The following is a 16,837-nucleotide window of genomic DNA, read 5'->3' as shown; positions in this document are numbered from 1 at the left end:
CGCGCCGCTGGCCGACGGTCAGGCCAGGCGACGTCGTCGGGAGCGAATGAGGCTTCCGGCGATGATCGCTCCCCCGATCAACAGCACGACAAGGACCGCGAGTTGGACGTCACTGCCGTATCGGTCGCCGGCCGCCTGGAGGACCCGCGACACGATTCCGAGACCGAAGATGACGGCCAGCACGTAGCTGGCCCGGATCCTGCGCGCGTCCAGTTTCTCGGCGCGGGTGGGTGGGGGTTCCGGACGCGGCCCGCTGGACTGCGGCGCCGGGATCTGATCCGGGCGGCGGGCCGGCTGGTCGACACGGAGGCCGGGTGGGATGCGGGCGTCCAGGAAGGCCACCGCCTGATGACCGTTGCGGAACAGGGTCGGCTCGACCCGCACCATGATCCCGTCGTGGCCGACGAAGAGGCGGCCGCCGTCCGGCCAGGCCCGCACGATTGCGCAGGCGTCGAACCGTACCGTCAGATGATCGTCTCCGCCGACCAGGGTGACGCCGTCGTCGCCGGTGATGAGGTGCGCGTCGTGGCCGGAGAGAGCGGCGTGAGCCGTCCCGATGATGACCTGCTCGGAGAGGTTCGGCGCCGGCTGGAAGCCGGCCCATCTGGCGTCGACGCCCTCCGGCGCCATCAGCAGACCGCTCGTCCGGGCCATTCCGGCGACCATCGCGACGTCACCGACGGTGACCGCCATGATCCCGGCGATCTCCTCCTCGACCTGCCGCACCGGCCGTCCGGCGAGCAGCGCGGCGGCCTCGCCGGCGACCCGGGTGCCCTGCTGGTCGGCGTTCCACAGGGTCTCGCCGCGCTGCCGGAGCACGACCGCGAGGTCGGCCTGATCGATCCGGCCGACCTGCATGGTGGTCAGCACGTCGATCAGGCCGCCGAAGACCGCCTCCTGTTTCTCCGGCAGCGCGTCGGCGACCGCGACGACCATCGCGGCGTCGGCGCCGACCTCCCGGTAGGAGCTGCCGGCCGTGTAGGACAGCCCGGCCTCCTGCCGCAGCGCCCGGTACATCTCGCGTTCCAGCAGGTCGGCGAAGACCTGCGAGGCGGGGTGCCGGGGCACCGTGGCGTTCCAGGCGACCACGCCGGGCGGGCCGGGGAAGAAGGCCGGCGTGACCGGCAGCGCGCTCGACGGGACCGGCAGGGGTTCGCGCCGCCCGGACGGCAGCGGGAGCCGCAGCCCGGCCGGCACGTGGTCGCCGGCGATCCAGAGCACCGCGTTGTCGCGGGTGAAGTAGCGGGCCGCCCAGGCGCGCAGCTCGTCGGCGGTGATCGCGGGCAGCCCGAACTCCGGGTAGGAGGACATCCCGTAGTCGCGGGCGCCGTGCCGCCACAGCGGCATGGCGTCCATCGCCCCGTCGCCGCGGCCGTTCGCCTCGGTTCGCAGGAGTTCCTTCTCCACGTCGAGGCGGTGCACCGGCAGGTCCTGGAGCGACGCGCAGACGCCGGTCAGGAACCGGGCCACGTCGTCCGGCGAGCCCTGCATGTGGAACGAGGTGTGCTCGACCCCGGTGGTCCCGTTGAAGTGGTAGTCGCTCAGTCCGAGCGGATACAGCACCAGGTGTTCGAGCAGGTGGGTGATGCCGTGCCGGGCCAGTGGCTCATCGGCGAAACCGACCCGGAAGACGAGTCCCGCCCGCATCAGGCCAGGGGCCGGGCTGAGCAGCACCGGAACGCCGTCGAGTTCCCCCTGGGCGATCATCGGCGGCCACCGGTGAGAGCGGACGCCGCCCGGCGGCGGTGCCGGCGGATCATCACGGTCTCGTCGTGTTCGTCGTAGTAGGACCAGGGCCATCGGCTGGCCATCGGGCCGAGCATGGCGAACACCCGGGCCGCCGACGCCTGGTCGCTCATCTCGGCGAACAGCATGGCGAAGGTGCTGGCCACCGACACCCAGCCCAGGTCGCGACGGAAGTCGGCGTGCCAGATCGAGCGGTTCGCGGCCTCGTGCAGGCTGTCGCGGGCACCGGCCAGGTGGGCGGCGGCCGCCTTCTCGTGTTCGGCGCCGAGGTCCAGCCACTGTTCGACATGCACCTCGGCGACGAGTGCACCCTGATGCGCTCCGGGCGGAGCCGCCATCATCGCCTCGCGGGCGAAGGCGTGCGCCTGCGGCCAACTGCCGCCCCATTTGGGAAGCAGACTGTTCAGATACTGCCGCTGCCCGTTGAAGTGGTGCGGGTCGGCGGCGGCGAGCCGGTCATACCGGCGGCGTTCCTCGGCGGCGTCCATCTGCAGGCCGCGGGCGGTGGTCAGGCGAGCCGACCAGACGGCCGGGTCGTACGGTGCCCGCGCCGCCCCGTCGATGAGAACCGCTTCGGCCCGGCGCAGCCAGGCGTGGAACTGTTCGAACTGGGCGGGGCTGACGTATTCGGCCCGCATCGAGGTGCGAATGTTCCACCCGACGTCGGTCAGGTGCATGCCGAGCAGTGCCGACGCCGTGCTGTCCCAGGGGTCCGCTTGCAGCAGGTATCGCAGCCACTCCTCGAGGCCCGGTTTCTCGGCCGCGTAGCGCATCAGCATGGACCGCCCGCTCAGCGGGACGGAGTCGAGGACCGCCCGGCAGCCGGCCCAGTCCCGGCGGTCGACCGCCGCGTCCAGCACACCGAACTCGGGGTAGGCCGCGGGCACCAGCAGCACTTCGTCGTCAGACCTGTCGAACACTCCGCAATGTTCCGCACACCCGGTTGCAACCCGGTTGCCGCCGGGCTGCCAACCGGGTGCCCGCCCACCGGCCAGGCGGCGCCTGTCAGTCGGCGCCGGTCAGTCGGCGCCGGTCAGTCGGCGCGGGTCAGTCGGCGCGGGTCTTCGGGGTGGGGCGGATCGACTCGCGGATGCGGTCGCAGATCTGGGTTAGGTTGGCGCCGATCACCGGGCGGGTACGCCAGCGGCGCAGACCACGGCGGACGGCGTAGAAGTAGCCGGGTGGCACCTCGATGCCGGCCACCCCTGTCGCGCCGGCACCGGAGTAGCCGACCCGCCAGCCCGGCCAGCGGGCCTCGGCGACCTCCCGGACGGTGGCGATCCGGGCAGTGTCGCGCCTGGTCAGCTGGTGCATGAGGCCGTCCAGGTCGGCGGCCACCAGGCAGGGCTCGTCGAGTTCCCAGTGCACGGCCCAGTAGTGGCCGGCCGGGACGCGCAGGTCGGGGCGGACCGTGCGGGGCTGGGTGGCGCGGTCGATCTGCCAGCCGGGGTAGCGGCGCTCGACGGCCAGCTGGGCGCGGAAGTCTTCGTCAGGAGTCAAGTCGGGCCCATTTCAGGAACCGGTCGAACAGTGCCGAGGGCGGCTCGTTGCGCAGGGGTCCGGCGGCGTGCTCCAGCTCGGTCCAGAGCCGCATGCTGAGCTGAACCGCGTCGCGGCTGTTGCCCAGCAGATGCGTCCGGGCCGGGTCGCACGGCCACGGCTTCTCGCAGGCCACACAGTCGTAGGTGGCCTGGTCCGGTTGATGACCGGCGCCGTTCAAAGGTCGCTCCTGTGCCACATGTCGGCCCCCATCGGGTCGGGTTCGCCGGGGTGTCGTTGAGTCCAGAGTGGCTCGACCAACAGAGAGCGTCAATCTTATGCCGTAACTTTTTGGTTCCCGAACGGGTGATGCTGAAACGCGGATCTCTTTCGGATGAAACCATTGCTGTACGCCGCACATCGGACGAGGATGGCCGACGATCACCCTCTTGAGTCGATGGAGGACTGCACCATGCCGCGACCCATTGGCCCCACGATCCCCCGCTGGCAACTGGGTGAGCAGATGTCACAGCTGCGTGGCGCCGCCCGCAAGTCGCAGCAGGACGCCTCGGGCCGGCTGGGTTGCTCGGTCAGCAAGATCCAGAAGATCGAGGGCGGCGAGGTCGGCATGAAACAGGCCGAGCTTGAGGCCCTTCTCGAGCTGTACGGCGTACCCGAGCCGCTGCGTGTCCAGTTGCTCGAACTGCGCCGCCTCGGGGCCCAGCGCGGCTGGTGGTCGAAGTACGGCGCGGTGTCCGCCCCGTTCGCCACGTTCCTGGGCCTGGAGTCGGCCGCCACGAAGATCCGCATCTTCGAGCCGCTCATGGTGCACGGGCTCCTGCAGACAAAGGAGTACGCGCACGCGCTGACCGAGGCGAACCATCCCGCCATGCCGGACACCGAGATCGACCGTCAGGTGCAGATCCGCCTGGAGCGCCAGGAGCGGGTCTTCGACGAGGATCCCCCGGAGGTGTGGGTGATCGTCGACGAGGCCGTGCTGCACCGGCACGTCGGCAGTCCCGAGGTGATGGCCCGGCAGCTGGATCATCTGCTGCGGTTGCCCAAACAGGTGACCGTGCAAGTAGTTCCGTTCACCAACGGTGGACATCCCGGATCGCTCGGTTCGCTCACGCTGTTCGAGTTCGCGGAAGACCTGCACACTCCCGTCGCCTACGTCGAATCACAGGCCGGAAACCTGTACCTCGAACGGGAAGAGGATCTGGCACGGAGTAATCTTTCGCTGAATCACATCACCGCAGCGGCACTCAGCAAGCAGCAGTCCCGCGAACTGATTGCTGCCGCCGTCCGCAGTTTTGAGCAGCAGCAGTAGGAGCTTTCATGGACAAGTACCGGGTCGACCTCGCCGACGCCGAGTGGCGCAAGTCCACCAAGTCTTCCGCGAATGGTGGCTGCGTCGAGTTCGCGCAGGTCGGAGGCTACGTCGCTATCCGCGACTCGCAGAACCCGGACCGTGAACCCCTGATCTTCGACGCCAACGAGTGGGACTGTTTCCTCGATGGTGCCGGAAAGGGCGAGTTCCCGGTTCCGACCGCCTGAAATGCCTCACAGCAACGGCCCGGTCACCGAAAGGGATGACCGGGCCGTCGCTCATTTCCAAAAGGAAACCCGAAAGTAACATCGGTACCGAATGAGCACGTCAAGAACGGTCGGGCTGGAAGATCTCCTCGATGGTCAGCGCAAACACATCGGCGAGGGTGAAGGCCAGCGGCAGGCTCGGGTCGTACTTACCGGTCTCGATGGCGTTGATCGCCTGCCGGGAGACGCCGCACTTCTCGGCCAGGTCGGCCTGGCTCCACCGGCGGGCCGCCCGCAGCTCGCGCAAGCGGTTCCTCATCGGTTGAACCTGGTCCGCAGGTCGGCGATCACCTGCCAGACCATCACCCCGCCGATGACGATCAACTGGGCGACCCGCTCGAGCGCGACGACACCGGTGGCATCGAGCACCGCCGCGACCTGGAGCGCCACCAGGACGGCCGCGAACGCGACGGCCATGCTCTCCAGCTGGATCTTGCGGAGGTACTCGTCGGCGCGCCGGAACGCCCGGAACAGCGCCCACGCCAGCCCGAGCGCGAACGCCACGGTGACGGCGATCCACCACGCCTTCTGAGCCGGCGTCTGCTCCGGGTCGCTGCCCAGCGCTAGCGCCGCCGTACCGAGGAAGAAGACCGGGAATCCATCGATGGCGACGATGCGCCGGGCAGCGCGGTGAGTCTGTTGCGTCATGACACGAAAGTAAAGTCTACCTTCCATAATGTCAAGTGAACCTGACATGATGGAAGACGACCCTTACATAGTCACTGATGGGTGGGCGTGCCCCAGCGGCCGATGCTGCGCGAGCGGACCGGCTCGATCCAGCGCGGGGCGACGCTCTGCGGGTAGCCTTCGCCCCAGTTGGTGGCGTCGCCGTGCATCTCGACCCGGGCGTTCTCGGTGTACCAGTCGACCAGGTCGGAGTCCGAGCGGACCAGCCAGGTGCAGCCCTTCTCGGCGTCGGCGGTGAAGTCGCCGTGGCGGATCAGGGCCGGGCGCCAGAAGTACGTGCCCGGCCACATCTTGCCGAAGTTGTAGTCGAAGGCGCCGTCCAGGCAGTACGCCTCCTCGGAACACGGGTGGTGGGCCAGCGGCTCCTCCCGCCAGCCCGGCTTCGCCTTGATCAGCCGGGTGTAGAAGCCGGTCTTCTCGTCGCGGTGCAGCAGCTTGATGTAGAGGCCGGGGACGGGCGTGCCGCCCAGGTCGAAGCGCATCGGGCTGCCGTCCTTGACGTCGATCCACGGCATGGCGGCGCTGTCGCGGACGACCAGCACCTGATCCGGGCGAACCGTGTCCCGGCCGGCCTCGGCCAAGTCGAAGTGCCAGTCGCCGTACTCGCGGAACAGCAGGATCTCGGTGCCCTCGGTGACGCTGACCGGCGGGGTCCAGACGCCGGCCGGCGCGGTCCAGTACCCCTCCGGGCCGAGCGTGGTGTCGCCGACGACGACCTGGCCGGAGAGCACATACCACTCGGTGTCGGCCTGGTGCACGCCCGCCGGACGGGACCAGTCGCTGGTGAAGCGGACCTTGAGCGAGGCCGAGCCGTCCTCCTCGTCGTAGCTCAGGTGACGCTGCTCAGCGGTCCCGATGGCGTGCTGGAACTCGGCGACGTGCCAGATCAGATCACGTTCGTCGACGATCTCGACGTGCGGGCGCATGGGGCCTCCAAAGCGTGCGGCATCGGTTTCCGGTGCAGAACGTATCGGTTATATGTTTCAAGTACAAGGTGTATCGTCTATTGCCGTGACCCGACCAGGACGTCCCGCCGGACCCACCAGCGACACCGAGGCCGTCGTGCTCACGGCCGCCCTCGACCTGCTGCTGTCGGAGGGGCCGGCGGCGCTCACCGCGCAACGGTTGTTCCAGGTCACCGGGGTCTCGCGGAGCACCATCTACCGCCACTGGCCGACACCGGCCGCGGTGCTGGCCGCCCTCATCGACGTCGCGCCGATCCCGGCCGGCGCGCCCACCGGCGACCTGGCCAAGGACCTGCACAACGAGGTCGACCGGCTGTGCGACAGGCTCCGGGACCGGCCGGTGGGGGCGTTCCTCCAGGCGCTCGTCGTCGCCGCGGCGACAGATCTCCGGCATCGGTACGTGAGCGACCTGCTCGCCCCGTTCCACCAGGTGCTGCGGGCCGCGGGCGTGCCGGACGACGAGCGCGAGGACGGCGTGGCGATGATCGCGTCCCCGCTGCTGCTCGACGCGCTGCTGCTGGACCGTACCGCCGCCCGCGACCGTGCCCACCGCATCGTCGACACCTTCACCGAATCGCGGAGTCAGCAGTGACCAACATCGTCGGGCCCCGCGCCGTCTTCGGCGTGATCGTGCCGAGCACCAACACCGTCGTCGAGCACGACAACTGGGCCGCCCGCGTGCCAGGGGTCGCGTTCCGGGCCGGGTCGATGTACATCCCGAACCCGGTGATGGCCGACGACGACGGTTTCGAGGCGCTGCTCGGCCAGATCCGGGCGTCGATCGACACCGCGGTCCGTGACGCGCTCACCGCCGAACCCGACCGCATGGTGATGGGCATGTCGGCCGAGACGTTCTGGGGTGGCGTCGAGGGCAACGCGGCGTTCGAGCGGCGGCTGCGCGAGCGGACCGGACTGCCGGTGACCACCGGCGCGAGCTCGTGCCGGGCCGCGCTGGAGGAGCTCGGCTGCCGGCGGATCGCGGTCTTCTCGCCCTACCAGCCGATCGCCGACCGGGAGGTCGGGCGGTTCTTCGCCGAGGCCGGGTTCGACGTCGCGGCGATCACCGGGCTGCGCTGCCCGACCGCGATGGACATCGCCCGGGTGCCCGACGACCGGCTCCGGACCGTGGTCGCCGAGCTGGACGGGCCCGACGTCGACGCGATCGTCCAGGTCGGCACCAACCTGTCCTTCGTGGCCCTCGCCGACCGTCTGGAGCAGGAGCTCGGCAAACCGGTGATCGCGATCAACACCGCCACCCTCTGGTACGCGCTGCGCGAGCACGGGATCAGCGACCGGGTCACCGGGGCGGGTGTCCTGCTGCGCGAACACTGACCGGAGGCAGGCGCCGCCTGATCGCGGTCAGCAGCAGCATCGTGGCGAGGCAGAAGAGGGCGCCGAGCACGAAGATCCAGGCCGACCACCCCGGCACCACGAGCGGGGCGACCACCCCGCACAGCACGCCGACCTGCACGATTCCGGTGTAGACGTCGGCGCCCGCGCCCAGGCCGCCGTCCATCACATCGCTGAGCAGGACCATGCCGACGCTCTGGAAGCCGGCGGCGAACACCGCGTACAGCAGCTGGGACAGGATCAGCGTGGCCACGCCGCCTCCGGCGACGATCAAGGCGAAGGACACCAGACCCACACCCGCGATGAGTACGACTGCCCGGCGGCTGCCGATCCGGTCCGCCATGGCGGTGACCGTGCCCAGCAACGGAACCTCGGCGGCCACCGCGACCAGCAGCAGCAGCGCCACGAACGTCGCGGACCGGCCCTCGTTGACGATGAACAACGGCAGATACACCAGACGTACGCTGTCGGCGGCCCGCAGGAGCAGCACGGCCAGGACGCAGATCAGCAGGGTGGAGTGGGCGCGGGCCCGGCCCGGCCGCGGCGCCACCGGTTCCAGCTCCGGCTGCGGCTGCGGCTGCGGCTCGACTCTCTTGCCGGCGCCCAGCCACGGGATCAGCCCGTCGGCCAAGGCGAGGGCGGCCGCGATCCACAGCGGCTGGAAACCGTCCAGCACCTCCTGGAGCAGTCCGCCGGCCGAGGCCAGGGCGAGACCGGCCATGTAGCCGATGACGAAGACCTGACGCATCCGGCCGACCAGGCGGGCCGGGCCGTTCGTGCCCGATCCGGCGACGACGCTCATGTAGTGCGGGAAGATCAGAGTCATCGTCATCATCGCGGCGCCGCCGAGGTACATCGCCGGGGACGGCGTGGCCGCCAGCACGAGCAGCGTGCCGGCCGCCGCCACGAATCCGCTCAGCGACGGGCCCCACCAGGGTGAGCCGCGCCGCCGCAACTGCGGGCCGACGACCAGGTTGAGGACGGCGGCCACAACCGCGCTCACCGCGAAGAACAGCGCGATCTGCGCCTTGGACGCGCCGCTGCCCGCGATCGACAACGGCAGGATTACGCTGATCTGCCCGTAGAACGCGGCGTTCACCAGTACCGCGGCTCGGGCACCCGAGGTGCTGGCCATCGACGATGATAACTGGCTCAGGGGCGTAGCAGCGCCTCCTGGAAACGGCGCAGCTTTGCGCGTACCAGAAGATTTCGTTTTTCTCTCGGACCCGCTTCGATGTAGAGGATGAAGTCGGGGTGGACATGCTTGCCGGAACGGCCGGCCGCCCGCACGGTGGCGTCGCGGATCTCGGCGAGCTGGGCGACCGACAACTGGAGCACGTGCTCGTCGGGCTGGAACCTCGCACCCACCGGGTAGTCGCGGCCGGGCCGGCTCGTCATCTCGATGTGGCAGCCCAGGACGTGGGTCACCGGATGGGTCTCGGTGAAGGCGACCAGGCGTTCGAGCGTCTCGCGGAAGGCCTGGTAGTCGGCGACGTAAAGGCGGCCCGGGTAGACGGTGTCGCCGGTGAGCAGCAGGCCGGTCCGTGAATCGTGGACGGTGATGGCGGCCTCGTGGTGGCCCGGCGACCCGATGATCTCCAGGACCCGGCCGCCCAGGTCGAAGGAGACCTCGCCGGTCAGACCGCCCGGGAAGCCGAAGAACTCACGGACCGCCTGCTCGTCGTGTGCCACCACGGTCGTGCCGGGGCGGCCGGCGAACTGCGCGTCGGCCGCCACGTGGTCGCCGTGGCCGTGCGAGTGGGCGACCACCAGTTCGTACCCCTCGCGGGGATGCTCTTTCAGCCAGGTCTCGATGAGCGCGTCGACCGTCGCACGCAGCGGGAACACCGCCGGGTCGCGGCTGGCGCCGGTGTCGAGCAGGAACGCCCGATCGTCGCCGAGCAGCAGGTAGAGGAAGGGCGCCTCGTACTCGACGCGTTTGCTCTGGCGCAGGATCACGGTGCGCTCGTCGTAGAAGTGGGTCTGGATGGCCGGCTCGCCGCGGCGGCCGTGGATCCAGGCGACGTCGAGCGAGCCGGTCACGACTCCGTGGTGTTCAGTCATCGGTGGCCTCCGTGGGCGGTGGGATCGTCGGCAGGGTCGTCAGCCGGGCGTCAGTCGTCGGCGGGATCCGCGGGCAACGGGGTCGCGGCCAGGAAGTAGCGGGCGAAACGGCGGCCGGGACGACGGGCGTCCATGTCGGCCTCCGACCGGGCGAGGAACGGCTCCAGCAGCGCCAGCCACTGGGTCTTCAACTGCTCGGCCTCCTCGTCGGACACCAGGGCGAGCGCGGTGGTGAGCCCGGCCCGGCGGCGCCAGGCGGTGCTCTCCTCGTCGTCGCGGCCGACGAACTCGAGGATCGCCTGCATCTCACGATCCACCACCATCCGCTCCAGCTGCTGGCGGACGACCGCGTTGTCACCCGGGGAGAGCCGCAGCGTGGGCCGCGGATCGGGCAGGCGCCACTGGCGCTCGCGCCGGTCGCGGCCGGGACCGGCGTCCTCGACGAACCCGTACTTGGCGAGCTGGCGCAGGTGGAAGGAACAGCTGGCCTGCGAGACGCCGAGGACGCGCCCGCACTGCGCCGCGGTCGCCGGGCTGCTGGTGGCCAGCAGCTCCAGCAGGTCGAGTCGAAGTGGATGGGCCAGCGCCCGGATGGCGGTGGGATCGGTGATCCGCATATGCCAAAGACTACTTTGGGATTTCCCGGATTGTCAAAGGCTTCTTTGATAATCCGGGAACCGTGACGTGGGTGACAAACGACCCCGAAAGCCGCGCGGCACACCTAGCGTTCCCGGTGTGCAGGCCGACGAAGCTCCACCCCGTGTCGGCTGGCGAGACCTCTCCCCCACGGTGCGGCTGCTGATCGTCAACGTGTTCGGGATCAACCTCGGGTTCTTCATGGTGCTGCCGTTCCTGGCCACCCACCTGCGCGACGACCTCGGCTTCGCGGCCGCGCTGGTCGGCACGATCATGGGCCTGCGGACGCTGTTCCAGCAGGGGCTGTACGTGGTGGGCGGCACCGCCGCGGACCGCCTCGACCTGCGCCTGATGATCATGCTGGGTTGCGGGCTGCGGGTGGTGGCGTTCGGATTGTTCGCGGTCGTCACCAGCCCCGCCGGGATCATCACGGCCACCGCGATCACCGGTGTCGCCGGCGCCATCTTCGCCCCGGCCTCACAGACCTACCTGGCCCACTCCTCCCCCGGCCGGCGCGCCGAGACGTTCGCCTGGGTCAACGTCGCCGCCAACGCCGGAGTCCTGATCGGCCCGCTGCTCGGGGCACTGCTGCTCGCCATCGACTTCCGGCTGGTCAGCGCCCTCGCCTGCGGGGTCTTCGCGATCCTGACCATCGCGCAGGGGTTCGTGCTGCCGGCGATGCGGCGACCCGGGCCGTCGACCGGGATCCTCCAGTCGTGGCGCGAGGTCGTCACCAACCGGCGGTTCTTCGCCTACACCCTGGCCGGGTCGGCGTACTTCGCCCTGTTCAACCAGCTCTACCTCGCGATCCCCCTGGAAGCGCAACGGGTCACCGGGCACACCTCCGCGGTGACCGCGGTGTTCGTGGTGTCGACGGCCGTCGGGCTCACCTCCGGCGTACGCCTGGTCACCGCCTGCCGCCGCCGGTGGCGGTCCGCGGCGTCGATGGCGCTCGGACTGTCGCTGCTCGCCGCCGGATTCCTGCCGGCCGCCGTCGCCGCCCCGCTCATCCCGACCGCGACCTCGGCGCTCGAACCGGCAGCCGCCCTGACCGCGGCCCTGCCGGTGCTGGCCGGCACCGCGGTGTTCAGCGCCGGCGTCGCGATCACCAGCCCGTTCATGCTCGAACTGATCCCGATCATCGGCAGCGAACGCCTCTCCGGCACCTACTACGGCTTCTTCTATCTGGTGTCCTCGCTGCTGGCGGCCGCGGTCAGCAGCCTGACCGGCGCGCTGCTCGACCTCGACGGATTGCGGTGGCTGCCGTTCTTCGCGCTGTTCGCGGTCGGGGCGGCCGGAAGCGCCGGCATGGCCTGGATGCGGCGCCCGGTCAACCGCCTCCAGCGACTCGCCGCGGGAGCGGCGGGATAGGGTGCGGCGATGGCTGACGCACGACCGATCACCTACTACGGCACGCCGGTGCTGCACCGGCGCTGCGCCGACGTCACCGTCTTCGATCAGGCACTCGCCGATCTGATCGACGACATGTTCGCCTCGATGTACGCCGCGAACGGCGTCGGGCTGGCCGCCAACCAGATCGGCGTCGACGCGCAGATCTTCGTCTACGACTGCCCGGACGCCGACGACGTGCGCCAGAAGGGCCACGTGGTCAACCCGGTGATCACCGCGAGGTCCGACGAACTCGACGACGGCACCGAAGGCTGCCTGTCCGTGCCCGGGCCGCGAGCGTCGGTGCCACGCTCGACGGTCACCACGGTCACCGGCGTCGACCTCACCGGCGAGCCGATCACCGTCACCGGCACCGGCTACTTCGCACGCTGCCTGCAACACGAGACCGACCACCTCAACGGCACCCTCTACGTCGACCTGCTGCCCACCACACAGCGCGACGGCCTGCTACGCGAAGCCGGCCTCACCCCACCGGCCTGAGCACGACGTGATCGCCGCGGACCTCGCCGACCATCGCGAAGTCCGCGCGGTCCACGTCGCAGCAGAAGGCCAGGTCATCGGCGAGATCGACGAACTCCGAGGCGGGCCGCCGGGCGAACGCGTCGGCATGTTGCGCAGCGCCGGCCCGAACGCCCGCGACCAGCTCCGCATTACTCGGTTCCGCGTCGGCGCCCACTCCCGCCCGGCCCGGGTGAGGTGCACCGAGCAGGTCAGCCAGATAGTCGGCGCAGGCCCGGTCCTCGGCGGTCCGGCCGGTGCACAGCAACGTCCACGGAGCGTCGGCGCGATTGGCCGTGATCCATCGGGCCGTAGCCGTGACATTGCGCGCCGAGGCCGCCAGCAGGGCCGCCGGTGCGGAGCAGCGGGCCAGGCCGCGCGTGCCGTTGGACGTCGCCTGAATGAGGTTGCGGCCGTCGAGCGGGGCGGTCGACAGTTCGAACGGCGAGTTCCCGAAGTCGAAGTCCGCCGGCCGCAGCCCCCTGGACTCCCCCATGATCAGGTGATCCGGGAGCCTCTGCCGCAGGTCCCGGGCCGCATCGAGGGACGGCGCGCAGGCGATCTCGGAGACGCCGCGCTCGAAGGCGACCGCGGCCGTCGTGAACGCCCGGATGACATCGATGACGACGACGACCCGTCCGGGCGGGATCTCCACATCCATTCCGATGATCGACACAGTTGCCGATCGTCGGCCATCGGCCTGCGCCGGGCAACCGAGTTCCGGTCGCCGACCCGCTCTCACCGCCGCCGATCCGGCGGGTTCCCACCGCTGCCACAAGACGCCCAAGACGACGGTGCCAACCAGGGCGGGGCGGGAACTGTCATGGGGCTGTCATGTGACGGTGGTGCGAATGGGACGACGAGGGTGGATGCTGTGGTTTCGGGGCCGCGCGGAGGCCTTGAACGCGTATCGGGTGGCGGCGTACCGGTTCGGGCGCCGTCACCCGGTCGTCTCCGGCTCGAATCGCAGCGGCGGCGGCGCGGCCGGCAACGAGAATCCGCGGGACACCGATGACGGTTCGATGCCGGTTCGGAGTTCGCACAGCGCGGACAGCAGCAGCGCGGACGGCGCGGTGAAACACAACTGGACACCCCGAGCGCCGGCGCGTTCCTGGGCGGTGCTCAGCACGTTCAGTCCGGCGCGGTCGATGTGCGAGGCCTGTGACAGGTCCACGACGATCCGCTGATGGCAGGTCACCGCCCAGGCCAGCGCGTCACGCAGCATCGGCGCGGACGCCGCGTCGACCCTGCCCCGGACCGTGACGACGGCGGCGCCGCCACGCTCCTCGATCTTGACCAGGTCGGGAAACCCCGTGACCGGCTCCGGCATGCTCCAGGTCCTCTCCGGTAAGAGAGGACGGGTCCTCTCCGTTGGGTGAGGACGAGGTTCGCGCGGTCACATGGCGGTGACCGCACGGGATCATGTCAGTTGTTTGACGAAAGCCGCCGATGACGACGGACGCCCCAGCCGAGGGCGGCGGCCACGGTCACGCAGGTGATGGCCACGCCGACAGCGCCCCAGACCACCATCAGAATCGAGAGGCCGGCCCAGACGACCGCGCCGACAACCGCGAGAACGGTCATCAGCACTTTTTTCGGGATCATCCGGACCGGGCGGGCCAGGGACGGATCCTCGGCGGCCAGCTTTCCGACGATCTCCTCGAACTGCCGACGTGTGTCTCTGGTGGACAACTTTCGTCACCGCCCATCACTACGTGAACCTTGCTCATCCATGCATACCCCGTTTCGGCAACCACCGGCATGACCTGTGGCGGATGGTTTTCACGGCGGACCGATCCGGGACCGGTAATCGGCCACGGTAAGTGGACGGTCAGTGACCGCGCCGTCGCCGTCCGGCACCTGAAGCGGCTGTCCGCCGCGGACGAAGGTGACGGCGGCGATGTCCGGCCGCGCGGTCAGAGTGCAGACGATCTGGCCGTACGCGAGCACCGCGTCAACCCGCCCGCCGCCCTCCTCGGGATCGCTGATCTCGACGACAGCCGTGGTGCCGGGCGCCGGCACAGTCACTCGCAGCACGGCGGCGGCCAGCGACGTGGTCAGCCCCTGCGCCTGCTCGGCCGGGGTCGGGCCGAGCACGAGCAGGTCGAGCTGACGTTGTGGCCCCAACTGGGCCCCGGAGCGGCGGACCGTCTCGACGAGCCGGTCGTCCCTGGTCAGGCAGAGCACCTGGGCGACCTCGCCGGCCTGTTCGGAGGCGGTCGGTGAGACGGTCACGTTCAGCGGGCGGCGGGGCAGGGTCACCGGATGTGGCTCGTCCTGGACCGGCACACCGCACCCGGTCAGCAGGAACAGGCTGGTCAGCGTGACGGCGAAGCCGCGTACCCCGATCATTTGTCGAATCCCGGCAGGGTGAACCGGAACCTGGCGCCGCCGCCGGGCCGCCCGGTGACGCAGGCCTCGCCGCCGTGCGCGGCCGCGTGCCCGGCGACGATGGCCAGGCCGAGGCCGGTGCCGTCGCCGTCGCCGCGGGCGTGCGAGGCCGGCCCGCGGACGAACCTGTCGAAGATGGTCGCCTGATCCTTTTCGGCCACGCCCGGCCCGGCGTCGTCGACCTCCAGATAGCCGGGGGCGATCCGGACGGCGAGCGGGCCGCCGCCGTAGCGGACCGCGTTGTCGATCAGGTTGCCGAGCGCCTGCTCGACCCGGCGCCTGTCGACCGACCAGGTGGGCGGGGTGCCGGGCGCCGTCTCGACCAGGTCGGCGGGCAGGCTGCGGGACCGGCAGACCCGCTCGGCGAGCACGACCACGTCGACCTGCTCGCGGTGGGCCGGCTGGTCGGTGCGGGCCAGTTCGAGCAGATCGTTGACGAGCGCCTGGAACCTGGCGATCTCGGCGGTGACCAGCGTGATCGCGGCGCCGGCCCGCTCGTCGACCTGGTCGCGGCGCTTGTCGAGGACGCTGGCGGCGGCCTCCAGCGTCTGCAGCGGGGACCGCAGCTCGTGGCTGACGTCGGCGGCGAACCGGCGGTCGCGTTCCTGGCGACGGGCCAGCTCGTCGGCCATGTCGTTGAACGCGGCGGACAGTGGGGCGAGATCAGGTTCGGTCGCCGGGTCGAGGCGGGTGGTCAGGTCGCCGCCGGCGATGCCTCGGGCGGCCTCGGCGACGGCGGTCACCGGGCGCAGCGCGTGCCGGGTCACGTACCAGCCGAGGGCGGCGCCCGCGGCGGCCACCATGATCGCCACGGCGGTCAGCACGAGGGCCAGCGTCTGCAGGGTGCGCTCCAGCTCACCGAGCGAGATGATCTCGTAGAACACCGCCGACCCGGCCAGCGGCACACCCACCACCAGCGCCGGCCGGCCATCGCGACGGATCCGCTGCGCGCCGGCCTCACCGCCGGCGGTCATCTCCTGCATCTCCGGGGGTACGGCCGTGTCGACCGCCGGTTCGGCGCTGCGGGAGTGCCAGCGGCCGTCCAGATGAAGCAGCACATACCTGTCGGTGCCGGTGTCCAGCGACCGCAGCACCTCCAGCACATCCGGGGCGGGACCGGCGATCCCGGCGTTCACCACCGTCGCGTCGTAGTAGGTGGCCCGCACCGCGGTCCGCTCCCGCTCGGCGAACAGGGTGTTACGCACCGACTCGTACGACACCAGGCTGATGCAGGCCGACAAGATCAGCGCGCCCAATGCGAACGCGGCGCTGACCCGGGCACGCAGGCCGATCGGTCTCACGGCTGGAGTTTGTAGCCCAGGCCGCGGACCGTCACCAGGTGCCGTGGGTGGCCGGTCTCCCGCTCGATCTTCTGCCGCAGCCGGCCGACGTGCACGTCCACCACCCGCTCGTCGCCGAACTCGTGGCCCCACACCCGCTGGAGCAACTGCTGGCGGGACAGCACCAGGCCGGGGTGGTCGGCCAGTTCGCACAGCAGGCGGAACTCGGTGCGGGTCACGGCCACCGGCTCCCCGCCCAGCCGCACCTCGCCCGCCTCCGGCCGTACCTCAAGATCTCCGAAGGTCAGCACCGACGTCGCCGGCGCCGTCGGCAGACCGGCCGCCCGGCCGCGGCGCCGCAAGGCCCGCAGCCGGGCCGCGAGCTCCTTGACCTTGACCGGCTTGACGACGTAGTCGTCGGCGCCCGCCTCCAGGGCGGCGACGATGTCGTGGGTGTCGTCGCGGGCGCTGACCACGACGATCGGCACGTCGTCGTCGCGGCGCATCTGCCGGATGCACTCGTAGCCGTCCATCCCGGGCAACATCAGGTCGATGAGCACCGTGTCGGCGCGATGACGGCGCTGTGCCGACAGGCCCTCCTCGGCGGTGGCCACCGCGTGGGCGGTGTAGCCCTCGTCCTCCAGGGCCATCGCCAGCGACAGGCGGATCCGGTCGTCGTCCTCGATCAGCAGTACCGCGCTCATGACGTCAATCCTGTCGCGCGGAACGCTGATC

General features: G+C 70.5%; 22 protein-coding genes. 6 read left to right on the top strand and 16 right to left on the bottom strand.

The features are described 5' to 3' along the window. Positions 1–18: 18 nt before the first annotated feature. From AB0E94_RS36750 to AB0E94_RS36735, 4 genes are all read right to left on the bottom strand, one after another. Complete coding sequence (locus AB0E94_RS36750; protein WP_360336073.1) at positions 19–1,707, bottom strand: insulinase family protein; 1,689 nt, start codon at positions 1,705–1,707, stop codon at positions 19–21. Then, on the bottom strand, positions 1,704–2,666 hold the full coding sequence (locus tag AB0E94_RS36745) for a hypothetical protein (protein ID WP_360336071.1): 963 nt from the start codon (positions 2,664–2,666) through the stop codon (positions 1,704–1,706). The genes AB0E94_RS36750 and AB0E94_RS36745 overlap by 4 nt, the downstream gene beginning before the upstream one ends. Positions 2,667–2,793: 127 nt before the next feature. After that, a complete protein-coding gene (locus AB0E94_RS36740; RefSeq protein WP_360336069.1) occupies positions 2,794–3,246 on the bottom strand; it encodes a hypothetical protein in 453 nt (150 codons plus the stop codon). After that, entirely contained in the window at positions 3,236–3,466 is a 231-nt protein-coding gene (locus AB0E94_RS36735) for a hypothetical protein (protein WP_360336067.1), read from the bottom strand. The genes AB0E94_RS36740 and AB0E94_RS36735 overlap by 11 nt, the downstream gene beginning before the upstream one ends. A 231-nt stretch (positions 3,467–3,697) precedes the next feature. Here AB0E94_RS36735 and AB0E94_RS36730 point away from each other — a divergent pair, with 231 nt between their 5' ends. Further along, positions 3,698–4,555 carry a helix-turn-helix transcriptional regulator gene (locus tag AB0E94_RS36730; protein WP_360336065.1) on the top strand — a complete coding sequence of 286 codons (858 nt, stop codon included), beginning with the start codon at positions 3,698–3,700 and terminating at the stop codon, positions 4,553–4,555. 8 nt (positions 4,556–4,563) lie between these two features. Continuing rightward, positions 4,564–4,782, top strand: coding sequence for a DUF397 domain-containing protein (locus AB0E94_RS36725; protein ID WP_317794872.1), 219 nt, complete (start codon positions 4,564–4,566; stop codon positions 4,780–4,782). 100 nt (positions 4,783–4,882) lie between these two features. Here AB0E94_RS36725 and AB0E94_RS36720 read toward each other — a convergent pair whose 3' ends face one another. From AB0E94_RS36720 to AB0E94_RS36710, 3 genes are all read right to left on the bottom strand, one after another. Then, positions 4,883–5,080, bottom strand: coding sequence for a helix-turn-helix transcriptional regulator (locus AB0E94_RS36720; RefSeq protein WP_360336063.1), 198 nt, complete (start codon positions 5,078–5,080; stop codon positions 4,883–4,885). Beyond that, positions 5,077–5,469, bottom strand: coding sequence for a hypothetical protein (locus AB0E94_RS36715; protein WP_360336061.1), 393 nt, complete (start codon positions 5,467–5,469; stop codon positions 5,077–5,079). Before AB0E94_RS36715 ends, AB0E94_RS36720 begins: the two co-directional genes overlap by 4 nt. 71 nt (positions 5,470–5,540) lie before the next feature. After that, entirely contained in the window at positions 5,541–6,434 is an 894-nt protein-coding gene (locus AB0E94_RS36710; RefSeq protein WP_360336058.1) for a DUF4437 domain-containing protein, read from the bottom strand. 85 nt (positions 6,435–6,519) lie between these two features. On the opposite strand from AB0E94_RS36710, the gene AB0E94_RS36705 reads away from it, so the two are divergent. Beyond that, the gene (locus tag AB0E94_RS36705; protein ID WP_360336056.1) at positions 6,520–7,065 is read left to right on the top strand and encodes a helix-turn-helix domain-containing protein; all 546 of its coding nucleotides are present in this window, start codon (positions 6,520–6,522) and stop codon (positions 7,063–7,065) included. Next, positions 7,062–7,805, top strand: a complete 744-nt coding sequence (locus tag AB0E94_RS36700; protein ID WP_360336054.1) for an arylmalonate decarboxylase — start codon at positions 7,062–7,064, stop codon at positions 7,803–7,805. The genes AB0E94_RS36705 and AB0E94_RS36700 overlap by 4 nt, the downstream gene beginning before the upstream one ends. Here the strand turns inward: AB0E94_RS36700 and AB0E94_RS36695 are convergent. The 3 genes from AB0E94_RS36695 to AB0E94_RS36685 are packed head-to-tail and all read right to left on the bottom strand — an operon-like array spanning position 7,771 to position 10,504. Continuing rightward, entirely contained in the window at positions 7,771–8,958 is a 1,188-nt protein-coding gene (locus AB0E94_RS36695; RefSeq protein WP_360336052.1) for a hypothetical protein, read from the bottom strand. The genes AB0E94_RS36700 and AB0E94_RS36695 overlap by 35 nt on opposite strands. A 17-nt stretch (positions 8,959–8,975) precedes the next feature. Continuing rightward, positions 8,976–9,887, bottom strand: a complete 912-nt coding sequence (locus tag AB0E94_RS36690; protein WP_360336050.1) for an MBL fold metallo-hydrolase — start codon at positions 9,885–9,887, stop codon at positions 8,976–8,978. Positions 9,888–9,937: 50 nt separating this feature from the next. Further along, positions 9,938–10,504, bottom strand: coding sequence for a winged helix-turn-helix domain-containing protein (locus AB0E94_RS36685; protein WP_360336048.1), 567 nt, complete (start codon positions 10,502–10,504; stop codon positions 9,938–9,940). 118 nt (positions 10,505–10,622) lie between these two features. Here AB0E94_RS36685 and AB0E94_RS36680 point away from each other — a divergent pair, with 118 nt between their 5' ends. Together AB0E94_RS36680 and def are read left to right on the top strand one after the other, a co-directional pair. Further along, positions 10,623–11,894, top strand: a complete 1,272-nt coding sequence (locus AB0E94_RS36680; protein ID WP_360336046.1) for an MFS transporter — start codon at positions 10,623–10,625, stop codon at positions 11,892–11,894. A gap of 9 nt (positions 11,895–11,903) precedes the next feature. Further along, positions 11,904–12,413: a peptide deformylase gene (gene def / locus AB0E94_RS36675; RefSeq protein ID WP_360336044.1), complete on the top strand. Its 510-nt coding sequence runs from the start codon at positions 11,904–11,906 to the stop codon at positions 12,411–12,413. Here the strand turns inward: def and AB0E94_RS36670 are convergent. The 6 genes from AB0E94_RS36670 to AB0E94_RS36645 form a co-directional block, all read right to left on the bottom strand. Further along, a complete protein-coding gene (locus AB0E94_RS36670; RefSeq protein WP_360336042.1) occupies positions 12,397–13,107 on the bottom strand; it encodes a 2-phosphosulfolactate phosphatase in 711 nt (236 codons plus the stop codon). The two genes, def and AB0E94_RS36670, sit on opposite strands and share 17 nt — an antisense overlap. Positions 13,108–13,371: 264 nt before the next feature. Continuing rightward, on the bottom strand, positions 13,372–13,761 hold the full coding sequence (locus AB0E94_RS36665) for an STAS domain-containing protein (protein ID WP_360336040.1): 390 nt from the start codon (positions 13,759–13,761) through the stop codon (positions 13,372–13,374). A gap of 95 nt (positions 13,762–13,856) precedes the next feature. Next, complete coding sequence (locus tag AB0E94_RS36660; protein ID WP_360336038.1) at positions 13,857–14,123, bottom strand: DUF3040 domain-containing protein; 267 nt, start codon at positions 14,121–14,123, stop codon at positions 13,857–13,859. Between the two features lie 90 nt (positions 14,124–14,213). Continuing rightward, positions 14,214–14,783: a GerMN domain-containing protein gene (locus tag AB0E94_RS36655; protein WP_360336036.1), complete on the bottom strand. Its 570-nt coding sequence runs from the start codon at positions 14,781–14,783 to the stop codon at positions 14,214–14,216. Beyond that, on the bottom strand, positions 14,780–16,123 hold the full coding sequence (locus AB0E94_RS36650; protein WP_360336034.1) for a HAMP domain-containing sensor histidine kinase: 1,344 nt from the start codon (positions 16,121–16,123) through the stop codon (positions 14,780–14,782). Before AB0E94_RS36650 ends, AB0E94_RS36655 begins: the two co-directional genes overlap by 4 nt. Then, on the bottom strand, positions 16,120–16,806 hold the full coding sequence (locus AB0E94_RS36645) for a response regulator transcription factor (RefSeq protein WP_360336032.1): 687 nt from the start codon (positions 16,804–16,806) through the stop codon (positions 16,120–16,122). Before AB0E94_RS36645 ends, AB0E94_RS36650 begins: the two co-directional genes overlap by 4 nt. Positions 16,807–16,837: the final 31 nt, after the last annotated feature.

Origin of the sequence: Actinoplanes sp. NPDC026670, from assembly GCF_040638175.1 — a bacterium.
Taxonomy (GTDB): Bacteria; Actinomycetota; Actinomycetes; order Mycobacteriales; family Micromonosporaceae; genus Actinoplanes.
This window is presented reverse-complemented; position numbering and strand designations above follow the sequence as displayed.